The sequence below is a fragment of the Bradyrhizobium sp. USDA 4506 genome, from assembly GCF_054058795.1.
The window spans coordinates 4,510,335-4,534,810 of record NZ_JBSSBM010000002.1; the positions used below are offsets into that span (position 1 = coordinate 4,510,335).

The following is a 24,476-nucleotide window of genomic DNA, read 5'->3' on the forward strand; positions in this document are numbered from 1 at the left end:
AGGAGACAATCATGCGGATCGCAGTGGTGGGCGCCGGAGGCGTCGGGGGCGGCTTTGGTGCGGCGCTCGCGCATGCCGGCGCGGACGTCACCTTTATCGCGCGCGGCGCTCATTTGGCCGCCATGCGCAGCGAGGGGCTGAAGGTTCAGGGCGGCCGCGGCGAAACCCATCTGGTCCCGACCCAGGCGACCGACGATCCGGCAAGCGTCGGCCCGGTCGATATCGTGCTGTTCTGCGTCAAGCTGTGGGACGTCGAGAGCGCCGGCCAACACATCAGGCCGATGGTTGGCCCCGACACCGCGGTGATCCCGCTGCAGAACGGTATCGACGCGCCCGACAGGCTGGTCCCGATCCTGGGACGCAACGCCGTGATGGGCGGCGTGGCGCAGATCTCGGCCTCGATCATCAAGCCTGGCGTCATCAACCAGGTCGGCACCTTCATGCGCATGATCTTCGGTGAGCTCGACGGCCGCATCACACCGCGCGGCAAGGCGCTGCTCGATCTCTGCCTGAAGGCCGGCTTCGACGCGACCTTGAGCGAGCAGATCAACACCGAGCTCTGGATGAAGTTCGTCGGCCTCGCCACCAATGCCGGCATGACCGCGGTCACGCGGCTGCCGATCGGCAAGCTGCGCGACGATCCCCATTTGCGCCCGCTCTTCGTATCGGCTTGCGAGGAGATCATCGCCGTCGCGCACGCCAGCGGCATAAAGCTGCCGCCGGATGCGCTGACGAAAGTGCTCGACTTCATCGGACACGCGCCGCCGGCGATGAAGGCCTCCATGGCGCTCGATCTCGAGCGCGGCAACCGGCTCGAACTGCCGTGGCTGAACGGCAAGGTGGTCGAGCTCGGCCGCAAGCTCGGCGTCCCGACGCCGACGCACGACATGCTCTATGCGGTGTTGAAGCCCTATGCGATGGGCGCGCCGTCCTGATAGCCCAGCAGAACCGAAATCTGCCGCCCGGCCTCGCGCACCAGCTTTGAATATTCCAATAGCTTCCGCTCGTCGATGCGCGCGCTCGGTCCGTAGAGGCCGACCGAACCGACCACCTCGCCGCGGTGATCGAAACACGGCGCGGAGACGGCGACCGCGCCGGCGAAGATCTCGCCATGGCTGGTCGCATAGCCGTTGCGCCGCGCAAAGCTCAGCGCGTCCTCGAGCCGCGCACGGTCCGCGCTCTTTGCAATGCTGGCAAGAAGCGCGGCTTGCCGCTTCGGGTCCATGAAGGCCAGCATCGCCTTGCCGGTCGATCCCTGGATCAGGCTCAGACTGTGGCCGACGCCGCGGCTGATCGAGAGCACGTGACGGCTCTCGCATTCGAGGATGCAGATGCCGCGATCGTCCTGCTCGCGGAACAACGCTGCGGTCTCGCCGGTCGCCTCGCGCAGGCCTTCGACGACCGGGCGCGCGATCGCGACCACCTCGAGACCCTTCAGCCAGACATGGGCCAGCTTCATCACGCCGTGCGACAGCCGGAAACGCTGCGGGTCGCCTTCGGCCTGGATCAGGTCGCGCTGCGCCAGCGTCTGCAGCAGGCGATAGAGCGTCGGCCGGCTCAGCCCAACCCGCTTCTGGATCTCGATCACGCTCATCGCCGGCTGATCCGGCGTGAAGCATTGCAGGATCGCGATGGCGCGGTCGACGGCCCGCACGCCTGACGCCCCCTGCTCCGCGTCCAGAACCTCCGCCTTCGGTTTCTTTGCCATCCGTCCACATCCGCAAAATCGGCAGGGGCGCGCTGCATCCAGCGCGCTTGACCAATCGGCCCGCGCGGATAGTATCGCAAATTATGAGAATAATGTCCACTAGATGGACATGCGAAAAATCGACGGGAGGATTGGAATTGCTGGAGACAAACGCCTCGCGCAGATGGGCCGCCGCCGCGATCGCCACGCTGATGCTCACAGCGCCGCTGGCGTACGCCGCACCCGACGGCTCAGGCATCTCGGACGGCGTAGTGCGGATTGCGGTGCTGGGTGACTACGGCAGCGGCCGCGATCTCGGCGGGCCGGGCTCGGTGACCGCGGCCAAGCTTGCCGCTGAGGATTTTCACAACAAGGTGCTGGGCAAGCCGATCGAGATCATCTCGGCGGATCACCAGAACAAGCCGGACGTCGCGGTCGGAATCGCGCGGCAATGGTTCGACGTCGAGCATGTCGACGCGGTGACCGATCTCGCCGTGAGCTCGGTCGGACTCGCCGTCGCCGGCCTTGCAACGCAGAGCAACCGCACCGCGCTGGTCTCGGGCGCCGCGACGTCCGATTTGACCGGCGACAAATGCTCGCCCGTGGTCACGCATTGGGCCGACGACACCTACGCACTGTCGGCCGGCCTGGTCGGCGAGCTGAGCCGCCGCGTCGGCAAGGAATGGTTCTTCGTCGCGGTCGATTACTCGTTCGGCACCGCGATGGTGAAGGATGCCTCGCGCGCGGTGACCGATACGGGCGGCAAGGTGATCGGCGCGGTGCGCTATCCCTTCAACACCACCGACTTCTCATCCTTTTTGCTGGCCGCGCAGAGCTCCGGCGCCAAGGTGGTGGCGCTGGCCGGCACCGGCGCCGACACCGTCAACGCGGTGAAGCAGACCCACGAATTCGGTCTGCAACAGGGCGGGCAGACCATCGTCGGCATGTTGACCTTCATCTCCGACGTCCATTCGATCGGCCTGCGCGACGCGCAGGGCATGTACATCGCGTCCCAATACTACTGGGATGATGACGACGGCACCCGCGCCTTCGCCAAGCGCTTCATCGAGATCGAGAAGCGTGAACCGACCAAATTGCAGGCCGCGACCTACGCCGCCGTGCGCCACTATCTGAAGGCGATCGAGGCCGGCGGCAGCGACGAGGCGAAGGTGGTTAACGGCGAGATGCGCAAGCTGCCGGTCGATTTCTTCGGCCGCCCCGCGCACATCCGCAAAGACGGCCGCGTCGTCTACGACCTCTCGCTCTACCGCGTGAAGAAGCCGGATGAGAGCAAATATCCCTGGGACTACTACCAGAAGATCGCGGCCATCCCCGGCGACAAGGCCTTCCGCCCCGAGGGAACGGGCGGCTGCAAGCTCGACAAGTAGGACGCACCATTATCGCCGCGACGCGCGGTCGCGCATGCAAGATCAAGGAGGAGCCGATGCCGCTTCGCAACGATTTCGATCAGCTTGTTGACGTCAAGGGTGGCTTCATCAGCCGCGAGATCTTCGTGGATGCCGATATCTACCGGCAGGAGCTCGACAAGGTCTTCACCCGTGCGTGGCTGCTGGTCGGGCACGAAAGCCTGGTGCCCAATCCCGGCGACTTCTACACCTCGCGGATGGGCGAGGAATCCGTCATCCTCTGCCGCGACAAGAAAGGCGATATCCACGTCTTTCTGAATTCGTGCCGGCACCGCGGCATGAAGGTGTGCCGCTACGAGCAGGGCAACACGTCGTTGTTCACCTGCCCCTATCACAGCTGGACCTACACCACCGACGGCAAGCTGCAGGGCGTTCCGCTGCACCGGACGCTGTATGACGGGGTGCTCGACCGCGAGGCCAACTCGCTGGTCTCGGTGGCGAAGCTCTGCAACTACAAGGGCTCGATCTGGGCGACCTGGGACAAGGATGCGCCCGACTTCATCACCTATCTCGGCGATGCCAAGATCCATCTCGACCAGGCGCTCGACTGCCGCGACGGCCGCGAGGGCGGCTCCGAGGTGATCGGCGTCCACAAATGGGTGTTCCCCGCCAACTGGAAATTCGCTGCTGAGAATTTCCTCGGCGACACCTATCACAATCCAAGCCATCGCTCGGTCGACCTGATCGGCATCGGGCCGAGCGCTGCCGCCGGCAAGAAGGGCCGCCGCGACGACGAGCTGGAGAAGGCACAGCACGTCTGGATCAGCTTTCCGGAAGGCCATGGCGTGCACAGCGCGATCCAGCCGGAGGCCAATGAATATATCGAGTCCTTCCTCGACAACCCGATCCTCGAAAAATACTTCCGGCACTGTTTCGAGGAGCGCAAACGGCGGCTCGGCGAAGGGGCGCGGCTGCTGCCGTTCGTCGGCACGATCTTCCCCAACACCTCCTATCACGGCCGTCAGCCGCGCGGACTTTGCGCCTGGCATCCGCACAGCCCGACCTCGACCGAAGGCTGGCGCTTTTTCCTGGTCGACAAGGATGCGCCGAAGGAAGCCAAGGAATATCTGCGCCGCTACTACATGCGCTACTCCGGCCCTGCCGGCATGACCGAACAGGACGACATGGAGAACTGGCTCTATGCCACCGCGGCGAGCACCGGCACGGTCGCGCGGCGCTATCCCTTCAACTATCAGCAGTCGATGGGCGCCTACGTCACCGATCATCCGCTCGGCGGCGATGTCTCGACGCAAGTCACCGAGCAGATCGCGCGCGGCTTCTATCGCCGCTGGACCACCTACATGCAGGGCGGCGACTGGCACGAGTTGCTCGGATCACCCGCTGGCAACCGGCAGGCCGCAGAATGACCGCGCCCGCAAAAACCGTCCTCGTCAGCGGGGGCACCTTCGGCATCGGCCGCGCGATCACGCTCGGCCTTGCGCGGCGCGGCCACGCGGTGGTCGCCTTCGGTCTCGAGGCGGCGCAGGTCTCGAGTACCGCGCAGAACGCCATTCCGGCCTTGCGCCAGGAGCTTGATCGCGAAGGGCTCTCCGCCGAACTGATGGAAGCCGATGTGTCACAGGCCGGCGATGTCGCCAAGGTGGTCGCGCACACGATGGCGCGGTTCGGGCGCATCGACGGCGTCGTCAACAACGCCGCGATCGGCCCGCTCGGCACGGTGCTCGACACCGACGAGGCGCTGTTCGACCGGATCATCGCCGTCAACCTGAAGGGACCGTATCTGACCAGCCGCGCCGCGATCCCGCACATGATCGCGCAAGGCGGCGGCTCGATCGTCAACGTCGGCTCCGGCGCCGGCTGGGGCAAGCCGAACATGGCGGTCTACAGCGCAAGCAAGGGCGGCGTTGTCGCGCTGAGCGCAGCGATGGCCTACGACTTCTTCCACCAGCGTATTCGCGTCAACACCGTGATTCCCGGCGGCGGCGGCATCGTCAGCGGCATGAGCCTCGGTCGTGTCGGCGGCGATGCGGCGCGTTTCGGCAAGGGCGCGCCGGGCACCGCCGCGGGCCGCGTCGCCGCCGGTGACGACATCGCCAATGTGGTCGCCTTCCTGCTGTCGCCGGAAGCCGAAACGCTGTCCGGCACCGTGATCGATGTCGGCTGCTTCGCCCAGCAGGGCGGACCGATTCCGCCCAAGCCGGCGCTCTGACAACCCCTGCGATGCCTGATGAGGAGATAGCGATGACGACGACCGTTCAGGATCAGGACCAACAACGACACGCCGGCAACGCTGCGATCGAGCGATCGGCGGCCTACTACCGGCTGAAGGCCGATGTCGAGGATTTCTACTATCATGAGGCCGATTTGCTCGACGACCGTCGCTTCCGCGACTGGCTCGAGCTACTCACCGATGACATCAGCTATTTCATGCCGATCCGCCGCAACGTGAAGTTCGGCCAGCAGGCCGCGCGCGAGAACACCAAACGCGGCGAAGGCATCAGCTGGTTCGACGAGGACAAGTGGACATTGACCAAGCGGGTCGAGCAGATCCTGACCGGCGTGCACTATGCCGAGGAGCCGCTGTCGCGCATCACGCACATGGTCAGCAATGCGCAGATCAAGGGCGCGCAGCCGGATATCGATGCGGCGCGCGAGCTGGATGTCACTAGCCGCTTCCTCGTCTACCAGAACCGCGTCGAGTACGAGACCTACATCTTCGTCGGCCGCCGCAACGACACGCTGCGCCTGACCGACAATGGCTGGAAGATCGCGCGGCGCGAGATATTGCTTGAACAGAACATCCTGCTGGCCAAGAATCTCACCACGTTCTTCTGAACGAGGCCAATTCCGAGTGGGCCAAGCGTAGCAGGGGTAGCGATGATTGACGTGATGGCGATCAAGGTGGGGACGCGGCTGAAACTGGAGGCCGGCGTCGTCGCCGAAGTGGTGGAGAACATGGACGATGGCCAGTGGCTGCAGGTGCGCTATCTGGAGTGCCCTGCCCGGCCCGCCGACGTTGGCGCGGTGGAGCTGTGCCACGCCCAGGACGTCATCAAGGTGCTCAGCGAGTAGTCCCAGTCAACGGACCGACGATCATGCTGCGATTTGAATACATGCCGAGCGATTTTCATCCGCTGTTCCTGTTCCTCGGCGAAGCTGCCGATCTCGCCGCCCTGGCAATGCTGCTGCGGCGCTTTGCCGAAGACCCGCAGACCATTGCCGTCGCGGAGCGGATTCCCGGTGCCGTCTCGCGCGACGCGCTGGTGCTAGCGCCTGCCGACGACGAATTCGGCATGCGCGATCTCGGCGGCCGGTTTGCCTGGAAACTGACCGATTGGCAGGCGGAGCGGATCGCCGAGCGCATCGAGCTGTTAACCCCTGAGGATAACAAGTCCGGCTCGGAGATCGTCGAGATCGGCAGCGTCGGCGAGATCCCGGTCAAGCTGTCGCGCGGCGAATTCACCGACGACTTCCTGATCACGCGCAGATAGCGGTGTTCGCGTGAGTACAGACCGCAAGCCAAAGGTCCTGATTGCCGGCGCCGGGATCGGCGGTCTCGTCGCCGGATTGTCGCTGCTGCAGCGTGGCATCGAAGTCGAGATCTTCGAGCAGGCGTCCGAGCTGCGCGAGCTCGGCGCCGGTGTCCAGCTCAGCGCCAACGGCACCAGCGTCCTCATCGCGCTCGGCCTCGAGCAGGAGATGCAGGCCATCGCCTGCGAGCCCTCGGGCAAGGAGATCAGGCTGTTCAGCACCGGGCGGACCTGGAAACTGTTCGACCTCGGCGCCTCCTCGCGCGCGATCTATGGCGCGCCCTACTGGATGGTGCATCGCGGCGACTTTCACCGCGTGCTGGTCGACGCATTCACGGTTCGGGCGCCGGGGCGGCTGCATCTCGGCAGCCGCTGCACCGGATTTGACCAGGACGGCGACGGCATCTGGCTGGACTTTGCCAACGGCGAGCGTCGGCGCGGCGACGTCGTGGTCGGCGCCGACGGCGTGCACTCCGCAATTCGCCGGCAGATCGGCGGCGACACCAAGCCGTTCTTTTCGGGCGTGGCCGCCTGGCGCGGACTGGTGCCGATGGAACGGCTACCGTCACCGCTCAGGCGCGACGTCGGCACCAACTGGATCGGCCCGGGCGGCCACGTCATCACCTATCCGGTTCGCCGCAGCGAGTTGTTGAACTTCGTCGGTATCTTCGAGGGTGAGAGCTGGTCGGTCGAATCGTGGACCGAACGCGGCACGCGCGAGGCCTGCAGCGGAGCCTTTGCCGGATGGAATCCGCAGATCCACACCATTATCGCGAGCCTCGATATTCCCTACAAATGGGCGCTGCTCGGCCGCGACCCGCTCGATCGCTTCGTCGTCGGGCGCGCCTGCCTGCTTGGCGACGCCGCGCATCCGACGCTGCCGTTCCTGGCCCAGGGCGCCAACATGGCGATCGAGGACGGCATGGTGCTGGCGCGCTGTCTTGAAGGCTTCCCGCCCGAGGAAGCGCTGCAGCGCTACCAGACCGCACGGCTGACGCGGACGAACGCGATCGTGGTGAAGTCGGCCGAGAATGCCAGGCGCTTCCATAATCCCGCGCTTGCCGACGCCGAAGGCGCCGACGCCTATGTCTCGCGCGAATGGCAGCCGGACCGGGTGCGCGAGCGCTATGATTGGCTGTTCACCTACGATGCCTTGCGTGTGCCGCTTTGACGGGACGAGTTTCGCGGGCCCGCCTCACTGAACGGGATGGCGTCCGCGGCGCACCGGACGTTCCGGGGGTGGTGGCGGAGGAGCGAAGAAGGGATTGACGATGCACATCGCAGAGAGACCCGATGCGGTCGCCTGACACTGCGGGATCGAGGTGTAGCTGCAATCGATGTGGTCTCCGGCCATCGGCCCGTTGTAGAGATGCAAACAGACCGGATAGTTCGGATCATAGGCCTGTCCGGCGGCAGGTCGGGCCAGCGCAACCGCGAACGCAGCGATCGCGAAAAGTTTCAGGCGCATCGGATTCTCCTTATTGCTCGGACCGTTTCCTCACAACTGCCGGAGTTAGTCAACCGCACTGGGGACACGACGGCCATACAGTCTTGAGCAACGGCAGGCGGCAAGCCTGAGCGCGCTAGTTGGCGGATTGGCGTTGTCGCTGCCCCCGTTGCTTTGGCGGCTTTTTCGGACCTTTGTAGAACGGATTGACCGAACACGTCGCGGAGCGCCCCGAGGCCGTCGCCTGACACTGCGGAAGCGACGTGTAGCTGCAATCGATATACTCGGGCGTCAGCCTGCCGCCATAGACTTCCAGGCACACCGGATAGTTCGGATCGTACATTTGCGCGGCGGCGGGCTCGGCGAGACCAGCGCCGAGGGCGGCGATGATGAATTTCAAGCGCATCGAATTCTCCTCAAGCCTGGTCCGGAACGCAGGGCGCGGCTATCGTTGCTCGTCGGCCGGCTTGTCGTCGCCCTCACCGAGGCAGCGGATCATGAAGGCCGTCGTGTCCCGCGGCAGCACTTGCGCGGCGCGCGCCTTGAGACGGCATTCGAGCTGCGCGATCTGGCGCGCCCGCTGCCGTTCGGACGGCAGCGTCGATTGCCGCAACCGCCGCAACGTCATCGGCGAGCCGTCCGATTCGAAGCTCAGCTCGTATTTCTTGCCGTTCTGGTCGGTGGCGGCGCAGGTGATGGTGGACACCTGCCGCGTGATGAAGCTTCCGACCTGACGGCATGAGCCCGTCGACATCTCGACCAGCGGCACCGGCAGACCATCCACCCGCGGGCGGTCGCTGGACTTCAGCAACATGCGGTCAACCGCGAGCTCGAACAGATTGTCCTGGGTGCGCTCGGTGCTCTCGCCGGAGAACGAGATGATGTGGCTCTTGTCGGCGGGATCGTCGAGTACCACGGTGAATTCGGAACGGCCGCGCAGGGTGTGGAAGTAAGCGACTGCCTTGCAGGTGTAGCTGCGGCCCGCAACGGTGACATTGCGGCAAGTGCCGGACATCAACGCGTACAGGTCGACGTCGTAGACCGGACCGGCGGCAACGGCCAGCGCCGGCCAGCAGAGAACGGCAGCCGCAATCAATTGAGCGAAACGGGAGATCATGCTGAAACGGTCGAAAACACGGTCGCTGGAGGGGTCCATGGCGCAAGGTCGCTGATTTCCATGGACTGTGCAACGACGAAGCAGGCCTAAATGTGGACACCACGCGAACGGCTGGGGAACGCAGCACAATCCGTGCTGAAAGGCCGCGGCGTCAGATTTGCGGGCCGGACAGCGTCACCTCGCGCTCGGCGCGGAACACGTTGCTATAGAGGTTCGCGATCCACTGGCGGCCGCTTGCCGTCATGTTCAGGCAGTTGATGGCGCCTTGAATGTGCGGCGCAACCATGTTCCAGTAGAATTGCGGATAGCGGTCGACGATATCGGCCGGCGACTCATAGCCGAGCTGGCGGTTGATGCCGACCTCCTCGAACTCGTGATAGAGCGCGTTGGCCTTCCTGATATAGTTGGGATCGCCGAGCTGACCGATGAAATCGGCCGCCCGGACGATCGACGCCTCATCGTCATATTGCTGGCCTTCGGGCGCCGGAAACCGCGTACCCTCGATGTTGCGCGCGACGCGCTCGCGATCGAGTGGAAGGACGGCCTCGAGCCTGTCGAGCACATACAGCTTCGAGCGGTCGACATGATACGGCATCAGGCCGGCATCCGACGAGCCACGCGGCAGCACCACCTTGTTGCCGGAGGCATCGATGACGTAGCCATCGGGTCCATCGCCTTTCAAAAGACCGCGCACATAGCCGATGTCGTGAGTCAGGCAGGCGATGATGGTGTGGGTGTAATCTTCGGCGGTGACGTGGGTGTGCAGCGCGCGGCCGCGGATGATGTCATGCCCGGCGAGCGTGACCAGCATCGTGTGCTCGACATTGTGGTAGAGCGCGTCGCTGTTGCCGATGCATTCCAGCGCGATGCGCGCGGCGGCAGGCAGGAGTTCGCCGAAGCGCGCCTGCGAAGCGCCGAAGGTGCGGCTGACATGCGTGGCGAGAAACTTCTCCAAAGCACCTGCCGCCAACTCAGGTAACGTCATCATCGATGCAGCCCCCGACCGCGCAACGTTCCTCGCTTGCCCCGATCTCACGCCGTAGTTGGGCAGCGACTATAGCGTATCTACGGGCGTGCGGCTACGCGCTGACGGCCGTGACGATTCGCTCCGGCCGTACTTTCCCGGTCTTGTCGGCTGCGACGCCAGAGCTGCTGATAGTGGCATGAACCCTGCATGATTCGGGTCAGACCGGGTTAACCCCACTGATAAAGGCCGTCATGCTCGTTACGCTCGTCGCCATCCTCTGCAATGCTCAACTCTGCATGGAAAAGGTCGTCACCACGAGTGACCAATCCGGCATCACCATGGGCGCCTGCGCAGTGAATGCGCAGATCGGCATCGCCGATTGGCTCGCCAAGGGGCCGTATCACGAATGGCACCTGCAGAGCTATAAATGCATCATGGGCAAGTACGTACCCAAGAACGAAGTGTGATGTGTGCTCACAGCCCCGGACGGGGCTGATCCGCTTCGACCGGAACAGCCTGCGAAACCACCGCGCAGGCGCCCGCGCCTCGAGTCAAAGTCCAATTTATGGGCTATCACTGTCGTTAACGACGGTGAGACATGAGGTCGCCCCGGAATGCCCGCAACGCCGCTGATTGCCTATGCGCATGTCGGCAAGAGTTTTGACAGTGGTCGCGTGGTGGCGGTCGACGACGTCTCGCTTGACGTGGCCGAGGGTGAATTCCTGGCGATTGTCGGCGGCTCGGGCTCCGGCAAGACGACGCTGCTCAGGCTCGCCAATCGCCTGATCGAAGCCGACCACGGCCGGATCGCGGTCGAGGGTGAGGATGTGAGCCGCATCGACCCGATCCTGCTGCGGCGCCGCATCGGCTATGTCTTCCAGAGCGGTGGGCTGTTTCCGCATCTGTCCGTCGCCGACAACATCGGCATCACGCCACATCTGCTCGGCTGGACGCAGGCGGAAATCTCGGCGCGGGTCGATGAACTGCTCGACCTTGTGCGGCTCGACAACTCACAATATCGCGAGCGTTTGCCGCACGAACTCTCCGGCGGCCAGCGTCAACGCATAGGCGTCGCGCGTGCGCTGGCTGCGAAGCCGCGCATCGTGTTGATGGACGAGCCGTTCGGCGCGCTTGATCCCCTCACCCGCGACGCGCTCGGCGACGATTATCGAACGCTGCACCGCGAGCTCGGCCTGACCACGGTCATGATCACCCACGACATGACCGAGGCGTTGCTGCTGGCCGATCGTGTCGCGGTGATGCGCGGCGGCAGGCTGCTGGCCCAGGGCACGCCGGCGGAACTCTCGGCCAGCACCGATGGCTATGTCGGTGAACTGATGCACACGCCGCGGCGGCAGGCTGAACGCCTGGGCGCTTTGCTGCCGCGGGGCGACACGGCATGACTCTATCAGCCGATCCGCGCTGGAGCGAGGCGCTTTCCCATCTGCCCGACTATCTCGGCAATCATGTGCGGGTCAGCGTCGCCGCGCTGGCGCTCGGGCTCCTGATCAGCCTGCCGCTTGCGATCATCGCGCGTAACCGGCCGGTGCTGCGCACGACGTTGCTCGGGCTTGCCAGCATCGTGCAGACCGTGCCCGGTCTCGCGCTGCTCGCATTGTTCTATCCGCTGCTGCTGGCGCTCGCCGCGTTGACCGCGGCGTGGCTCGGCTTCAGCTTCTCCGCCTTCGGCTTCCTGCCCGCCGTGCTGGCGCTCGCGCTCTATTCGATGCTGCCGGTGTTGCGCAACACCATCACCGGTCTGTCCGGGGTCGATCCGGCGGTGCTGGAAGCCGCCCAGGGCGTCGGCATGACGCCGCGGCAATCGCTCACCATGGTCGAGCTGCCGCTGGCGCTGCCGGTGATGATGGCCGGGATCCGCACCGCGGCGGTATGGGTAATCGGCACCGCCACCTTGTCGACGCCGATCGGCCAGACCAGCCTCGGCAACTACATCTTCGCGGGATTGCAGACCCAGAACTGGGTGTTCGTGCTGTTCGGCTGTTTCGCTGCGGCCGTGCTCGCGCTTGTGGTTGACCAATTGCTGGCGCTGATCGAGAACGGCCTGCGCAATCGCAGCCGCATCCGGACGGCGCTCGGCGGGCTCGGTATTGCCGCCCTGATCGCGACGACGCTGGTGCCCGCGATCGCGCGCTCGCATGCGGGCATCGTGGTCGGCGCCAAGACTTTTACCGAGCAATATGTGCTGTCGGCGTTGATCGCGCAGCGGCTACAGGCGGCCGGCCTTCCGGCCACGACCCGCGCCGGCCTCGGCTCCAACGTGATCTTCGACGCGCTCGCGGCCGCCGATATCGATGTCTATGTCGACTATTCCGGAACGCTGTGGGCCAACCAGTTCCATCACACTGACATCAAGCCCCGCGCCGATCTGTTGGGCGAATTGCAGACAACGCTGGCGAAGCAAGACATCACGCTGTTCGGCGAGCTCGGCTTCGAGAATGCCTATACGCTGGTGATGCCGAGGAAGCGCGCCGAAGAGCTCGGCATCCATTCGATCGCCGACCTCGCGTCACGCGCGGCGACGATGTCGATCGCCGGAGACTATGAATTCTTCTCGCGGCCGGAATGGACCGGCATCCAGAAGGCTTATGGGCTGACGTTCCGCGCCCAGCGTCAGATGCAGCCGGATTTCATGTATGCGGCGGTTGCCTCCGGCGAGGTCGACGTGATCGCGGGCTACACCAGCGACGGACTGATCGCGAAATACGATCTTGTCACGCTCGAGGACAACAGGCACGCCATCCCGCCCTATGACGCCATCGTCCTGCTGTCGCCAAAGCGGCGCGACGACGAGGCGCTCAAGGCGGCGCTGCGGCCGCTGCTCGGCAAGATCGATATCGCCGGGATGCGCGAGGCGAATTTGCGCGCGTCGGGCAACGACGCATCATCGTCGCCCGACGCCGTGGCGCGCTGGCTGTGGGGGAAGGTCGGCGGAAAATAGCCTCTCGCCGTCATTGCGAGCGAAGCGCAGCAATCCACCTCTCCGCATGCGAGGAAAGATTGATTGCTTCGTCGCTACGCTCCTCGCAATGACGACGTCTCACAATCCCTTGATGATCCCCGCGTCGATCAACAGGCGATTGAAGCGGCGTGCTTCTGCGCCGTCCTTGCAGGAATAGAATGCGCCGTTGCAGCGAAGCATGATCGCCTTCTGCTCCTCGAACGACGGGTCGAGCGGAATGCCCGCGGCTTCCTGAATCACCAGCGGCAGATAGGCGGCGTCGATCGTGTCCATCACCGCCGGGCTCTTCACGGGTTCGAAGTTGACGGCGTCGATCGCATAGTAGGTCGCGTAATAACGCGGATCGTAATCCATCAGCTTCTTGCCGATGCCGGCCTCGTCGAGATCGGGATCGAGCAGCTGCGGCGAGAATTCCGGCTGATGATCGCCGTAACGCACGATCAGGAAAGGCTGCGCCGGAAACTTCTTCTTCAGCGCCGCGACGAAGCCGGCATAGTCGCCAGCGCTCATCGCCTGCCGGCGCAGATATTCGTCGACCGCGGGCGTATTGCCCGGCCGCTTCCACGACGGCAGCAACTCGGGACGGAATTTGGTTTCCCAGGGGAAATGATTGGCGGCGAGATAGACGAAGGCGAACAGCGGCGTGCCTGACGTCTTCTGCTCGGCCATCAGCTTCAGCGCCTTGTCGTAGAAGAAGCTGTCGGGCTCGACATCCTTCGCATGCAGGTCATGCGCGTCGTAGAAGCGCTGGATGCCGGTCGTGGTCTGGAAGTTGCGCGCGCTCATGAAGGCGCCGAATGCGGGATAGAGCGAGAGCGTGTCGTAGCCGCAGCGGCGCAGCGCCAACGGCAGGCCGCGCTCCACGCGCCCCGATGCGATGCGGGTGACGAAATAGGAGAACCGGCCGAACGAGCGCGAGGACAATCCCGCAAGCACGTTGTACTCGGTGAACCAGCTCGGCCCGCCATTGCTCTCGGCAAGGAATTTGCGCGCGACGCCGTCGTAGGACTTGAACTGGCTGCCATAGCCCGGCGGCACCTTGACGCCGGAGGCGGCGCGGATGTCGAAACTCGATTCATCATGGATCATGATGATGTTCGGCCGCCGCCCGGCGGGATGACAGGCATCGACCAGGGGCATCTTGAGCTGATCGCTCGCGGTCGGATCCGACTCCATAAAGCCGTAGGCGACGAAATCGGACACGGCCGTGACGCCGGAGCGCGCGAACTTCGAGAGGTAGCCGTCGTCGTAATAGCCGCGCCAGGCTTCATCCGGCCAGGCGAAGGCATAACCCGAGAGCGCCGCGGTGCAGGCGAGGCAGGCCGCCGCAGCCGGCAGCCGGCGAATGCGGAACGGATCGAGCCACCACAGCGCGTACATCAGGGGCAGCGTGACGAGGCCGGCACCGATGATCGACCAGCGCAGGCTCGGGAAGATCGTCAGCAGGAACGCCGCGGTGTCGCGGTCGATCACCATCAGGTCGACGAAGTTCGCGGTCATCTGCACCACGTCGTGCTTGAAGCGCGACAGCAGCACCAAGACCACGACCAGTGTCAGCGACAGCGCGCCCGACAGCGCCGGCCGGCGCAGCAGCGCGATGAACAGGAAGTTCAGGATTCCCCAGGTGAGCAGGAAGCAAAGCCGCGAGCCGAAATCGGTCTCGGTGCGCAGCATCAGGATCAGCGCGCCGAAATGCGGTGCCGCGACCGCCATCAACCGCCAGATGCCAAGCGCGGCAAGACCGCCGGCCAGTGCGGCAACGGAGGAGTTCTGCTGAGGCGCGGGCGCCATGGGCGGGACGCAATACAACCCGGCGCAATGCCACCGCCTTGACTGGCAACGGCCAGGAGGCATGCGGCACAGCCGGTGTCTGGGCCGCGTCACAAAACCGTAATTGAATCGTCATGAACGCGCAATGAATTTGCCTGCCCAGGCCTGGCCGCGGCAGGCAGCGCGCGTGCCTTAAACTTTGGCGGCCGGCGCGGCGTGGCTAGCGATACCCGCGATGAAGAGATCGACGATGTCGGCAGCCATCTGCTCGACCTCCGCATCGCCGACACCCCAGCGCGGCAAATGACCGTCGATGTGCATCCGCGCGAAGCCATAGACCAGCGCGCGACCGGCGATCTGGACCTGCCTGAGGTCGCGCGTCCCGAGTTGGCCAGCTGATAATGCCTCCACCAGCGTGCGCTCGGTCAGGCCGATCAACTCGGCATTGTCGCCGGAGACGGCGGCCGAGCGGTCGTGGTCGAAGAAGCGGCGGCTGGAGATGATCTCGAAATGGGTCGGGTTCTTCATCGCCCAGCGCAGATAGGCGATCCCGAGATGGCGGAAGCGGCCGAGCGGATCACCTGACGGCGCCTCGGCCAACGCCGCCTCGATCTCGGCGCGAAAGCGGCGTTGCGCCTCCTCCGCCACCGCATTCATCAGCGCGTCCCGGCTCGGGAAATGCCGGAACGGCGCGCCCGGCGAGACCCCGGCGCGGCGCGCGGCCTCGCGGACGCTGACCGCCTCCGGCCCGCCCTCGCCGACCAGTTGCATGGCGGCATCGATCAGGACCCGGCGGAGATCGCCGTGGTGATACGGCCTGGCCGCCTGCGCCCGCGTCGCGACCGGACGCGGCTTGGCGGGCCGGCGGCCGGTGGGCGGGCTTTTGGCGGGGCGGCGCATGGCGATCCTCTAGCATCACCCGCTTGTGAATGTAAGCGATGATTACACGGATTGACCGCGCGCGGGCACGAAATGTAACTGGTGATTACATAAACGGGAGGCGGGATATGGCGACGCATCGCAACTGGTTCGAGGGCTGGCGGCTGTTTGGCCTGCTCACGCTCACCCTGATCGGGCTTTCGATCTGGATCGCCGCCATGCGGCAGTTCGAGGTCGAGGGCGTGCGGATGGTGATCCGCTTCACGGCGCGGACCTCGCTCTTGTTCTTCTGCCTCGCCTTCTCGGCGGCGGCGCTGGCGCGGCTGTGGCCGAACGCCTGGACGCACTGGCAGCGCCGCAACCGCCGTTATTTGGGCTTCACCTTCGCGGCCTCGCACGCCATCCATGCGGTCGCGATCGCCGCCTTCGCGATGCTCGATCCGCCCGGCTTTGCGGCCGCGACCTCGATCGTCTCCTACGTCTTCGGCGGTATCGGCTATCTCACCATCATCGCGCTGACCGCGACTTCGTTCGATCGCACGGCTGCACTGCTCGGCCCGCGCGCCTGGCGCAGGCTGCATCTGATCGGCGGCTATTATCTGCTGCTGCAGTTCATGGTCTCGTTCGGCAAGCGGATTCCCGAGATGCCGCTCTACGCGCTATTCCTCGTGCCGCTCGCTGCGGTGTTCGCGCTCAGGATGATCAGCATGGCCGGCCGGCCCGCGCCACGTCAGGCGCAGGCGAGCTAAGATCGGGCCACCTTACACCAGGTGAAACTTGCGGCCGAGCTGGCGATGAACCGATAGCACCGCGCGGTCGACGTCGCTGATCAGGCTGTCGCCGAGCACGACGTTCGGAATCTCCCAGTTGCGTCCGATCTGCGCATCGGGCAGCCCGGCGATCGCCGGCACGCGCGCGGTCTCACAGCCGGGCTGGGCGCGCAACGCCTCATCCGCAAGTCGGGTCAATTCGTCCTGGCTCTTTCCATCAGTCATGACCTCGGTCCTGACTCCGGAAGATGGCTCACTGATGGCCAAGATTCTCCAGTTCCTTAGCGCGGGCTTCGGTCATGCTGCGCATGCCTGTTCGATCGATCTTGTCGTCGCAGCATACGTGGTGCCGCCGCGATGCATCCCGTCCACCGCCGGCCGCGCCGCGGCTGGCCTTCCCGGTCCGCGCAGGATATTTCATATGCATGGAGGGGACCATGCGGCGCGCCGTGACGCCTGTGATCGTCTTGGCGGTGTTCGGCCTGCTCGTCGGTGGGCTGTTTCGCTATGCGTTCGATGAGTCCGACGAGGCCTCCGTCTCGAATTATGTGCGCAGCGCCCTCGACGGCGCAGCCCTCACGGTGATCGTCTGGGCGACGCATCTCTATCTGGCCGCACGTGGTGGCTGGCTGCGACGGCAATCACTCATCGTCGAGCTGATCGGCCGCTCTGTGATCCTCGCCGTCACCGTTGCGGCCGCCGCGATCGTGCTGGAAATCGTGCTTTACGGGCATGGGCTCGAAGCCAAGTGGATGCGCGAAACCTTCCTGAAGATCATTGGCGTCGGCCTGCTGCTGTCGATCCCGATCACGACGATCTACGAGCTGGTCCGGATGATCGGCGGGCACACGCTGCTCGGCATCGTGCTCGGACGCTATCGGCAGCCGGTGCGCGAGGAGCGCGTGCTGCTGTTTCTCGACCTGGTCGGCTCGACGACGCTAGCGGAATCGATGGGCGAGCTGCGCGTGCAGGAATTGCTGACGCGCTTCTTCTTCGACATCGACGAGCCGATCGTGTCGCACGGCGGCGAAGTCCACGCCTATGTCGGCGACGAAGTGATCGTGACCTGGCCGGCCAATGCCGACGGGCGATCGCGGCGGTATCTCGATTGCGTGTTCGCGATCGAGGATCGCCTCGCCAAGCGGGCCGATCAATATCGCAAGGAGTTCGGCGTGGTGCCCGCGTTTAGGGCCGGGATGCATGCCGGTCCGGTCGTCATCGCGGAATGCGGGGACTCGCGGCGACAGATCGCCTATTTCGGCGACACCGTGAACGTCACGGCGCGGCTGCAGGCGCATTGCAAGGAGGCCGGCCGGCCGCTGCTGGTATCGGGCGACCTGCTCCGCCTGCTGCCGCCGGACCGGGACTTAGTCGTCGAGCCGCTCGGCTCGACGCAATTGCGCGGACGAGCAGCGTCGATCGACATCTTTTCCGTCGCGCGGCGCCTATCGTCCTAAACGATCTCTTAAAATGCACCGGCATCAGCTTCCGCTGAGCCGAAAGCGCGCATTGAATCGAGTCGGGTCGCAGCCTGTTAAGGATGCGACGCACACCGTATTTGCACCGTATTCCACCTTAACGCAGGTGTAAGACCGCGCCCCGCATGGTGCGCAAACAGGTGTCATTCAACAAAAACAAGGTTGCCCATCGATGGCGCAACAGGCGTCACAATCGATTATCGCCGAACTCGAGGATGCGGTCCGGGACGGGACATCGGCCAAGCGCGTGCAGACGCTGCGGCAGGTCACCGATCTGTTCCTGAACGACGGCGACCGCCTCAACGATGAACAGGTCAAGGTGTTCGACGACGTGCTCTGCCTCTTGGTCGCGCGCGTCGAGACGCGTGCGCGGGCCGAGCTCAGCAAGCGGCTCGCACCGCTCGACTATGCGCCGTTCGAGGTGATCCAGCACCTCGCCTGGGACGACGACATCAGCGTCGCCGGCGACGTACTGACCCACTCCAGCCGCCTCTCGAACGACGCCCTGCGCGAGATCGCGAGCAGCAAGGGCCAGGACCACCTGTTCGCGATCTCCGCGCGGGAAAACCTGCCGCCTTCCGTCACCGACGTGATCATCGACCGCGGCGAGGACAAGGTGATCCGGCGTCTCGCCAAGAACGCCGGCGCCCAGTTCTCCGACAACGGCTATTCCAGCATCGTCGCCCGCGCCGAAGGCGACGACGAGCTGGTCGAGATCCTCGGGCTGCGCATCGACATTCCGGCCAAACTGCTGCGCGACCTGCTGCAGCGCGCCAAGGATACTGTGCGCGCCCGCCTGCTCTCGATCGCGTCGCCCAGGGCACGCGAGGAGATCAGCCAGGTGCTGAACGACATCGCCCAGGAAGAGGCCGCGGCGCCGCGCCGCAACTATGGCATCGCCGAAGAGCTGGTCAAGCTGATGAAGCAGCTGAACGAGCTCGACGATGCGGCCGTCTACAAATTCGCCGAAGGGGGCAAGCTCGACGAGGTCACGGTCGCGCTCGCCGTGCTCAACGACATGCCGATCGCGATGATCGAACGGCTGATGCTCGGCCTTCGCTCCGACCTGATCCTGATCCCGTGCCGCTCGGCGCGGCTCAACTGGCCGACGGTCGAAAGCATCCTGCGCAAGCGGCCGCTGCCGTTGCCGCTCGACAATGCGACGCTCGAGATCGCGCAGCGCGATTACCGCCGGCTCTCGCTGGAAACCGCGCAGCGCACGGTGCGGTTCTGGCAGCTGCACAACAGGATCGAGAAGCAGCCGATGGCGGCCGGCTAGGCCTCCGCGCCTCTGCGACAAAGAAAAAGGGTGGGCAACGCGCCCACCCTTTTTCATCACAGCGTCATTCCGGGGCGCCTCGAAGAGGCGGACCCGGAATCTCGAGATTCCGGGTTCGGTCCTGCGGACCGCCCCGGAATGACAGGCCTCGCCTGTCAGTTCTTGCTCTTGTCGACCAGCGCGCCCTTCTTGATCCAGGGCATCATGTCGCGCAGCTTGGCACCGACTTCCTCGATCGGATGCGCGGCGAGCTTGGCGCGGGTGGCCTTGAACGAGGTCTGGTTGACCTTGTTCTCCAGCATCCAGTCGCGGGCAAACTTGCCGCCCTGGATATCGGCCAGCACGCGCTTCATCTCCGCCTTGGTCTCGGCCGTGACGATGCGCGGACCGGTGACGTACTCGCCGTATTCGGCGGTGTTGGAGATCGAGTAGTTCATGTTGGCGATGCCGCCTTCATAGATCAGGTCGACGATCAACTTCACTTCGTGCAGGCACTCGAAATAGGCCATCTCGGGCGCGTAGCCGGCCTCGACGAGCGTCTCGTAGCCGCCCTTGATCAGCTCGACCAAGCCGCCGCAGAGCACCACCTGCTCGCCGAACAGGTCGGTCTCGCACTCTTCCTTGAAGGTGGTCTCGATGATGCCGGCGCGGCCGCCGCCGATCGCCGAGGCATAGCTGAGGCCGAGGTCATGGGCGTTGCCCGACGAATCCTTGGCGATCGCGATCAGGCAGGGCACGCCGCCGCCGCGCTGGTATTCCGAGCGCACGGTGTGGCCGGGGCCCTTCGGCGCGATCATCAGCACGTCGAGGTCGGCGCGCGGATCGAGCAGGTTGAAGTGCACGTTGAGGCCGTGGGCGAACACGAGCGCCGCGCCCTTCTTCATGTTGTCGTGCAGGTGCTCGCGATAGATGTCACCCTGCAGCTCGTCCGGGGTCAGCATCATGACGAGGTCGGCCCACTTGGCGGCTTCGGCAACTTCCATCACCTTGAAGCCGGCGTTCTCGGCCTTCTTGGCCGAGGCCGAACCCTTGCGCAGCGCAATCGCCACTTCCTTGACGCCCGAATCCTTCAGATTCAGCGCGTGGGCGTGGCCCTGGCTGCCGTAGCCGACGATGGCGACCTTCTTGCCCTTGATCAGGTTCAGGTCGGCATCGCGATCGTAGTAAACTCGCATCGTGGTTTCCTCGTTTGAAGGGGGCCAAAATCGGCCGATGAATCAGGCTTTCGGAAGGTCAGAACCGCCGGGCGCCCGCGAATTTCCGGCGTTGTCTAGAGCATTTTCCCCCTCAGGGGAAACCCTCATCTCGCATGGCGCGGTGCGGCATCATGCGTCCATGAAGACCGGGTAGAGCGAGGCCAGCAGCAGGATGGCCATCACCACATTGAAGGCGCGGATCGCCCGGGGCGAGGTCAGGATCGGCCGCAGGGCGGTCCCGAACAGCGCCCAGACGATGCAGGACACCGTGCCCAGGATCAGGCTCAGGCCGACCTGGATCGCGATGTTCCAAGGAAAGGCGGCAATCGCCGCATAGGCCGTGATGGTGCCGATCACCATCACCCAGCCCTTGGCATTGATCCACTGGAACATGGCGGCGCCCCAGAACGTCATCGGGCCGCGGCCGCCCCTGTCGTCCTTGTCCGCCGAGGGCGGCTCGGCCATGGCGATGACGGCTGCGAGATAGATCAGGTAAGCGACGCCGCCATATTTCAGAATCGTCTGCAGCACCGGATAGGCGATGAAGACGGTCCCCAGCCCGACGCCGACCGCGCCGACCATGAAGGCGAAGCCGACCGTGATGCCGGCGATATGGGGCACCGTGCGGCGGAAGCCGTAGGTCAGCCCCGACGACAGCAGCATGATGTTGTTGGGGCCCGGCGTGAAGAACATCACGACGGCGAACACGACAAAGGCGAACAGCAGCGAATTCGACATGGTGCCCTCACGCGACTTTCGGCAGAGCTTTTGGCCGCTTCGACAGCAGCATCACGGCGATGCCGGCGATCACGGTGACCATGCCGGCCAGCCGCAGCGGCCCGAATGTCTCGCCGAACACGATGCTCGACGCGGCGGAGCCGACGAACGGCACCAGCAGCGCGAACGGCACCACCTGCGCCGCCGGATAATCCCGCAGCAGCCGGCCCCACAGCCAGTAGGCGATGCTGGTCGAGATGCCGCCGAGGCAGAGCATGCAGACGAGCCCGGTCAGCGACATGTGGGTCAGCGCATGCCAGGTCGGCTGCGGGCCGTTCGTGATCAAGGTCAGCACCGCGAGCGGCACCGCGGCTGACAGGCACAGCCAGGCGAACAGATCGAACATCGGCGCGCCGTTCGCCTGCCGCAGGAGAAGATTGCCGATCGCGAAGCTGATCGGGCAGATCATGATGATCGCAAACGCGGCGACGCTGAAGTCGTAGCCGACCGTCCCGCAGATCATCAGCAGGCCGAGCGCGGCGATCGCGATGCCGATTGCCTGGCTCCGTGTCGGGATTTCCCCGAAGGCCAGGGCGGCGAAGGCGATGGTGAAAAGCGCCTGGCTCTGCACGATCACGCTGGAAAGCCCGACGGGAACGCCATGCGCGATCGCAAAGGCCTGTGCGAGGAACTGGCCGAGGAACAGCGTTGAGCTGATCGCGATCAGAAGCGGCCAGGAAACGCCGGGCTTGCGCAGGAACAGGCACGGCAGCGCGGCGATGGCGAAGCGCAGCGTCGTCATCAGCTCCGGCGAGAACTCATCGAGCGCGATCCGGCTTGCGACGAACGCAAGCCCCCAGATCACCGCGACCATGACGGCGATGCCAACATCGGCCGGCTTCATTGTTGTTCTTCTTTTGCTTCCGTTTCGGTCGGGATCTAGATCTGTTCGTCGGGCTTCGGTTTGCGCAGCAGATAGGTGCCGTGCAGGGGCGCGTGGTAGTCGACGGAGACCAGCGTGAAACCGGTCTCGGTCAGCATGCGCTCCATCACCCAGCCGAAGGTCGAGTATTCGTCGCGCATATGGGTGATCACGCTTTCGCGCTCGAAGCCGTGATTCTTGATCGAGAAGTCGGCCCATCCTTCGACATCGCGATCGACACCGTCGGGCATGCCGACGAACACCATGTCGCGCAGGTAGAAGTTCGCGCCGGGCTTCAACGCGTTGAAGATTCGCGACAGCGCCACCGCCTTCCAGAAGTCCGGCAGATGGTGCAACGTGAACTCGCTGACGATGAGGTCGTAGGAATTCGGTTGGTAGGCGAACGACAGCAGGCCGGCCGGCTGGGTCCGGATCTTCGCCTTGCGGTCGCGCGCATAGATTTCGGCAAGCCCGATCATCGCCGGCGAGATGTCGATGGCGTCGACCTCGGCGCCCATCAATGCCGCCTCGGTGGCCAGCACGCCGTTGCCACAGCCGATATCGGCGATCCGCCAGCCCGGCTTGACGCCGAGCATGGTCAGCGCCTGGCGGGCACGGACATCGCTGTCCTCGCTGACGTCATAGATCGAGGCCACCGCGGTATCGAGACCGACCTGCCGCCGTTGCGTGTAGTACCAGTCGCGCGCCAACATGCCTCACATCCCTTCCGGCCCGCGCGTGATCGCGGCCACCCCGGTTCGTGACACTTCGACCAGGCCCAGCGGACGCATCAGGTCGATGAACTGACTGATCTTGGACGAATTGCCCGTGATCTCGAACACGAAGCTCTCGGTCGTGGCGTCGATCACCCGGGCGCGGAACGCGTCCGCCAGCCGCAGCGCCTCGACGCGGTGATCGCCACCGCCCCGCACCTTGACCATCGCAAGCTCGCGCTCGATCGAGCTGCCGGTCAGCGTCATGTCGACGACGCGGTAGACCGGGATCATGCGGTCGAGCTGATGCTTGATCTGCTGGATCACCATCGGCGTGCCGGTGGTGACGATCGTGATCCGCGAGAGATGTTTCTGGCTCTCGGTCTCCGAGACGGTGAGACTCTCGATGTTGTAGCCGCGGCCGGAGAACAGGCCGATCACGCGCGCGAGCACGCCGGGCTCGTTCTGCACGAGCACGGACAAAGTGTGCGTCTCGTTGGGATCGTGACGCTCTTCGAGGAAGTAGGCGGATGCGGGCTGGTTCATGGTCGTCCCCTTACATTCTGTTCACGCCACCGCCCGCTCGGCGGCCGGCGCAGCATCCGTTCCGATCCAGGTCCGGAACAGATCGAAATCGATATTGCCGCCGCTCAGGATCAGGCCGACCCGCTTGCCGGCGAGCCTGCTCTTTTCCTGCAGCGCGGCCGCAAGCGCCGCAGCGCCCGCGCCCTCGGCGAGATTATGGGTGTCGGTCCAGTAGGCGCGGATCGCCTGCCCGACCTCGTCGTCGCTGACCTGCACGATGCGGGAGGCACCCTTGCGGATCAGCGCGAACGCATCCGCGTCCGGAATCCGCGTCGCCATGCCGTCGGCAAGGGTGTTGCTCGACTCGGTGGTGACGATCTTTCCGGCCGCAAACGACAGCGCGTAGGACGGCGCCTCGGTCGACTGCACGCCGATGATCTCGGTCTTCAGCCCGAGCAGGTCGCGCGCCATGATGCAGCCGCAGATGCCGGAGCCCTGCCCGATCGGCACATAGAGAATGTCGAGATCGGGCGCGGTACGGAACAGTTCGAGCGCGTAGGTCGCGACACCCAGCACGAGGTCCGGGTGGAACGACGGCACCATGTGCAGGCCGGCGAATTGGGCGCGGCGCTCGGCCTCTTCGCGCGCGGCCTGGAAGTCGTCGCCGTGCTCGACGAGCTCGGCCCCGAACGCGTGCATGGCGCGGTTCTTCTCGACCGAGTTGCCGCGCGGCACGTAAATTGTCGCCGACACGCCCTGACGTCCTGCCGCGAACGCCAGACTCTGGCCATGATTGCCGCGCGTCGCCGAGATGATGCCGGGAACGTCGGGCCGCTCGCGCTTCAGCCGTTCGAGGTAGACCAGGCCGCCGCGCACCTTGAAGGCGCCGGTCGGCGTGTGGTTCTCATGCTTGACCACGACCTCGGTACCGAGCCGCTCGGCCAGCAGCGGCCAGGCGTGTGCCGGCGTCGCTGGCACTGCGGTGCCGACGATCCGGTGTGCACGCTCGAGCTCGTTGAGGTCAAACATGGGAGCCGCCCTCCATTCGAGCGCGCGATAAGTTCCCTCTCCCCGCTCTTTGCGGGGAGAGGGTTGGGGTGAGGGGCTGCTT

At 65.1% G+C, this 24,476-nt stretch carries 28 protein-coding genes; 14 read left to right on the top strand and 14 right to left on the bottom strand.

Annotated elements, in window-relative coordinates:
• The first annotated feature begins 11 nt into the window (after nucleotides 1-11).
• The gene (locus tag ACVIHF_RS23645) at nucleotides 12-935 is read left to right on the top strand and encodes a ketopantoate reductase family protein (RefSeq protein WP_456792635.1); all 924 of its coding nucleotides are present in this window, start codon (nucleotides 12-14) and stop codon (nucleotides 933-935) included.
• Here ACVIHF_RS23645 and ACVIHF_RS23650 read toward each other — a convergent pair.
• A complete protein-coding gene (locus ACVIHF_RS23650) occupies nucleotides 911-1,708 on the bottom strand; it encodes an IclR family transcriptional regulator domain-containing protein (protein WP_438073288.1) in 798 nt (265 codons plus the stop codon). The two genes, ACVIHF_RS23645 and ACVIHF_RS23650, sit on opposite strands and share 25 nt — an antisense overlap.
• A 131-nt stretch (nucleotides 1,709-1,839) precedes the next feature.
• Here ACVIHF_RS23650 and ACVIHF_RS23655 point away from each other — a divergent pair, with 131 nt between their 5' ends.
• The 7 genes from ACVIHF_RS23655 to ACVIHF_RS23685 are packed head-to-tail and all read left to right on the top strand — an operon-like array spanning nucleotide 1,840 to nucleotide 7,776.
• The gene (locus ACVIHF_RS23655; protein ID WP_456792636.1) at nucleotides 1,840-3,075 is read left to right on the top strand and encodes an ABC transporter substrate-binding protein; all 1,236 of its coding nucleotides are present in this window, start codon (nucleotides 1,840-1,842) and stop codon (nucleotides 3,073-3,075) included.
• A gap of 56 nt (nucleotides 3,076-3,131) precedes the next feature.
• Nucleotides 3,132-4,481 carry an aromatic ring-hydroxylating oxygenase subunit alpha gene (locus tag ACVIHF_RS23660; protein WP_057015061.1) on the top strand — a complete coding sequence of 450 codons (1,350 nt, stop codon included), beginning with the start codon at nucleotides 3,132-3,134 and terminating at the stop codon, nucleotides 4,479-4,481.
• Nucleotides 4,478-5,284 carry an SDR family NAD(P)-dependent oxidoreductase gene (locus ACVIHF_RS23665; protein WP_310880635.1) on the top strand — a complete coding sequence of 269 codons (807 nt, stop codon included), beginning with the start codon at nucleotides 4,478-4,480 and terminating at the stop codon, nucleotides 5,282-5,284. The genes ACVIHF_RS23660 and ACVIHF_RS23665 overlap by 4 nt, the downstream gene beginning before the upstream one ends.
• Nucleotides 5,285-5,316: 32 nt before the next feature.
• Nucleotides 5,317-5,910 carry a 3-phenylpropionate/cinnamic acid dioxygenase subunit beta gene (locus ACVIHF_RS23670; protein ID WP_310880636.1) on the top strand — a complete coding sequence of 198 codons (594 nt, stop codon included), beginning with the start codon at nucleotides 5,317-5,319 and terminating at the stop codon, nucleotides 5,908-5,910.
• Nucleotides 5,911-5,952: 42 nt separating this feature from the next.
• Nucleotides 5,953-6,147, top strand: coding sequence for a hypothetical protein (locus tag ACVIHF_RS23675; RefSeq protein WP_310880637.1), 195 nt, complete (start codon nucleotides 5,953-5,955; stop codon nucleotides 6,145-6,147).
• 23 nt (nucleotides 6,148-6,170) lie between these two features.
• Nucleotides 6,171-6,566 (top strand): hypothetical protein, encoded by a 396-nt coding sequence (locus ACVIHF_RS23680; protein WP_225162579.1) that lies wholly within the window; start codon nucleotides 6,171-6,173, stop codon nucleotides 6,564-6,566.
• A gap of 10 nt (nucleotides 6,567-6,576) precedes the next feature.
• Entirely contained in the window at nucleotides 6,577-7,776 is a 1,200-nt protein-coding gene (locus ACVIHF_RS23685) for an FAD-dependent monooxygenase (protein ID WP_456779598.1), read from the top strand.
• Nucleotides 7,777-7,800: 24 nt separating this feature from the next.
• On the opposite strand, the gene ACVIHF_RS23690 is transcribed toward ACVIHF_RS23685, so the two are convergent.
• The 4 genes from ACVIHF_RS23690 to ACVIHF_RS23705 form a co-directional block, all read right to left on the bottom strand.
• The gene (locus ACVIHF_RS23690; protein WP_016844297.1) at nucleotides 7,801-8,073 is read right to left on the bottom strand and encodes a DUF3551 domain-containing protein; all 273 of its coding nucleotides are present in this window, start codon (nucleotides 8,071-8,073) and stop codon (nucleotides 7,801-7,803) included.
• A gap of 115 nt (nucleotides 8,074-8,188) precedes the next feature.
• Nucleotides 8,189-8,458: a DUF3551 domain-containing protein gene (locus ACVIHF_RS23695; protein ID WP_456792637.1), complete on the bottom strand. Its 270-nt coding sequence runs from the start codon at nucleotides 8,456-8,458 to the stop codon at nucleotides 8,189-8,191.
• A 39-nt stretch (nucleotides 8,459-8,497) separates the two neighbouring features.
• Nucleotides 8,498-9,208: a hypothetical protein gene (locus tag ACVIHF_RS23700; protein ID WP_456792638.1), complete on the bottom strand. Its 711-nt coding sequence runs from the start codon at nucleotides 9,206-9,208 to the stop codon at nucleotides 8,498-8,500.
• A 112-nt stretch (nucleotides 9,209-9,320) separates the two neighbouring features.
• Nucleotides 9,321-10,157 carry a hypothetical protein gene (locus ACVIHF_RS23705; protein ID WP_026193124.1) on the bottom strand — a complete coding sequence of 279 codons (837 nt, stop codon included), beginning with the start codon at nucleotides 10,155-10,157 and terminating at the stop codon, nucleotides 9,321-9,323.
• Nucleotides 10,158-10,387: 230 nt separating this feature from the next.
• On the opposite strand from ACVIHF_RS23705, the gene ACVIHF_RS23710 reads away from it, so the two are divergent.
• From ACVIHF_RS23710 to ACVIHF_RS23720, 3 genes are all read left to right on the top strand, one after another.
• A complete protein-coding gene (locus ACVIHF_RS23710; protein ID WP_016844293.1) occupies nucleotides 10,388-10,603 on the top strand; it encodes a hypothetical protein in 216 nt (71 codons plus the stop codon).
• A gap of 147 nt (nucleotides 10,604-10,750) precedes the next feature.
• The gene (locus ACVIHF_RS23715) at nucleotides 10,751-11,539 is read left to right on the top strand and encodes an ATP-binding cassette domain-containing protein (RefSeq protein WP_253607606.1); all 789 of its coding nucleotides are present in this window, start codon (nucleotides 10,751-10,753) and stop codon (nucleotides 11,537-11,539) included.
• The gene (locus tag ACVIHF_RS23720) at nucleotides 11,536-13,095 is read left to right on the top strand and encodes an ABC transporter permease/substrate-binding protein (protein ID WP_456792639.1); all 1,560 of its coding nucleotides are present in this window, start codon (nucleotides 11,536-11,538) and stop codon (nucleotides 13,093-13,095) included. Before ACVIHF_RS23715 ends, ACVIHF_RS23720 begins: the two co-directional genes overlap by 4 nt.
• A gap of 99 nt (nucleotides 13,096-13,194) precedes the next feature.
• On the opposite strand, the gene ACVIHF_RS23725 is transcribed toward ACVIHF_RS23720, so the two are convergent.
• Both ACVIHF_RS23725 and ACVIHF_RS23730 read right to left on the bottom strand, forming a co-directional pair.
• Nucleotides 13,195-14,907, bottom strand: coding sequence for a sulfatase-like hydrolase/transferase (locus ACVIHF_RS23725; protein WP_057015052.1), 1,713 nt, complete (start codon nucleotides 14,905-14,907; stop codon nucleotides 13,195-13,197).
• A 171-nt stretch (nucleotides 14,908-15,078) separates the two neighbouring features.
• A complete protein-coding gene (locus ACVIHF_RS23730) occupies nucleotides 15,079-15,786 on the bottom strand; it encodes a TetR/AcrR family transcriptional regulator (RefSeq protein ID WP_310880645.1) in 708 nt (235 codons plus the stop codon).
• A gap of 107 nt (nucleotides 15,787-15,893) precedes the next feature.
• Here ACVIHF_RS23730 and ACVIHF_RS23735 point away from each other — a divergent pair, with 107 nt between their 5' ends.
• On the top strand, nucleotides 15,894-16,514 hold the full coding sequence (locus tag ACVIHF_RS23735) for a hypothetical protein (RefSeq protein WP_456792640.1): 621 nt from the start codon (nucleotides 15,894-15,896) through the stop codon (nucleotides 16,512-16,514).
• Between the two features lie 12 nt (nucleotides 16,515-16,526).
• On the opposite strand, the gene ACVIHF_RS23740 is transcribed toward ACVIHF_RS23735, so the two are convergent.
• Nucleotides 16,527-16,760, bottom strand: a complete 234-nt coding sequence (locus ACVIHF_RS23740) for a hypothetical protein (RefSeq protein WP_076824274.1) — start codon at nucleotides 16,758-16,760, stop codon at nucleotides 16,527-16,529.
• 212 nt (nucleotides 16,761-16,972) lie between these two features.
• On the opposite strand from ACVIHF_RS23740, the gene ACVIHF_RS23745 reads away from it, so the two are divergent.
• Together ACVIHF_RS23745 and ACVIHF_RS23750 are read left to right on the top strand one after the other, a co-directional pair.
• Entirely contained in the window at nucleotides 16,973-17,992 is a 1,020-nt protein-coding gene (locus ACVIHF_RS23745) for an adenylate/guanylate cyclase domain-containing protein (RefSeq protein ID WP_253607603.1), read from the top strand.
• Between the two features lie 193 nt (nucleotides 17,993-18,185).
• The gene (locus tag ACVIHF_RS23750) at nucleotides 18,186-19,292 is read left to right on the top strand and encodes a DUF2336 domain-containing protein (RefSeq protein WP_168857165.1); all 1,107 of its coding nucleotides are present in this window, start codon (nucleotides 18,186-18,188) and stop codon (nucleotides 19,290-19,292) included.
• Between the two features lie 155 nt (nucleotides 19,293-19,447).
• Here ACVIHF_RS23750 and ilvC read toward each other — a convergent pair whose 3' ends face one another.
• The 6 genes from ilvC to ACVIHF_RS23780 all read right to left on the bottom strand — a co-directional run bounded on the left by ilvC (nucleotide 19,448) and on the right by ACVIHF_RS23780 (nucleotide 24,394).
• Entirely contained in the window at nucleotides 19,448-20,467 is a 1,020-nt protein-coding gene (gene ilvC, locus ACVIHF_RS23755; protein ID WP_018272993.1) for a ketol-acid reductoisomerase, read from the bottom strand.
• 150 nt (nucleotides 20,468-20,617) lie between these two features.
• The gene (locus tag ACVIHF_RS23760; RefSeq protein WP_092089957.1) at nucleotides 20,618-21,226 is read right to left on the bottom strand and encodes a LysE family translocator; all 609 of its coding nucleotides are present in this window, start codon (nucleotides 21,224-21,226) and stop codon (nucleotides 20,618-20,620) included.
• Between the two features lie 7 nt (nucleotides 21,227-21,233).
• A complete protein-coding gene (locus tag ACVIHF_RS23765) occupies nucleotides 21,234-22,109 on the bottom strand; it encodes an EamA family transporter (protein WP_057015046.1) in 876 nt (291 codons plus the stop codon).
• A gap of 35 nt (nucleotides 22,110-22,144) precedes the next feature.
• Nucleotides 22,145-22,840: a class I SAM-dependent methyltransferase gene (locus tag ACVIHF_RS23770; protein WP_028332477.1), complete on the bottom strand. Its 696-nt coding sequence runs from the start codon at nucleotides 22,838-22,840 to the stop codon at nucleotides 22,145-22,147.
• Nucleotides 22,841-22,843: 3 nt separating this feature from the next.
• Nucleotides 22,844-23,386, bottom strand: a complete 543-nt coding sequence (gene ilvN, locus ACVIHF_RS23775; protein ID WP_016841057.1) for an acetolactate synthase small subunit — start codon at nucleotides 23,384-23,386, stop codon at nucleotides 22,844-22,846.
• A 21-nt stretch (nucleotides 23,387-23,407) separates the two neighbouring features.
• Nucleotides 23,408-24,394 (bottom strand): threonine dehydratase, encoded by a 987-nt coding sequence (locus ACVIHF_RS23780; RefSeq protein ID WP_310880647.1) that lies wholly within the window; start codon nucleotides 24,392-24,394, stop codon nucleotides 23,408-23,410.
• Nucleotides 24,395-24,476: the final 82 nt, after the last annotated feature.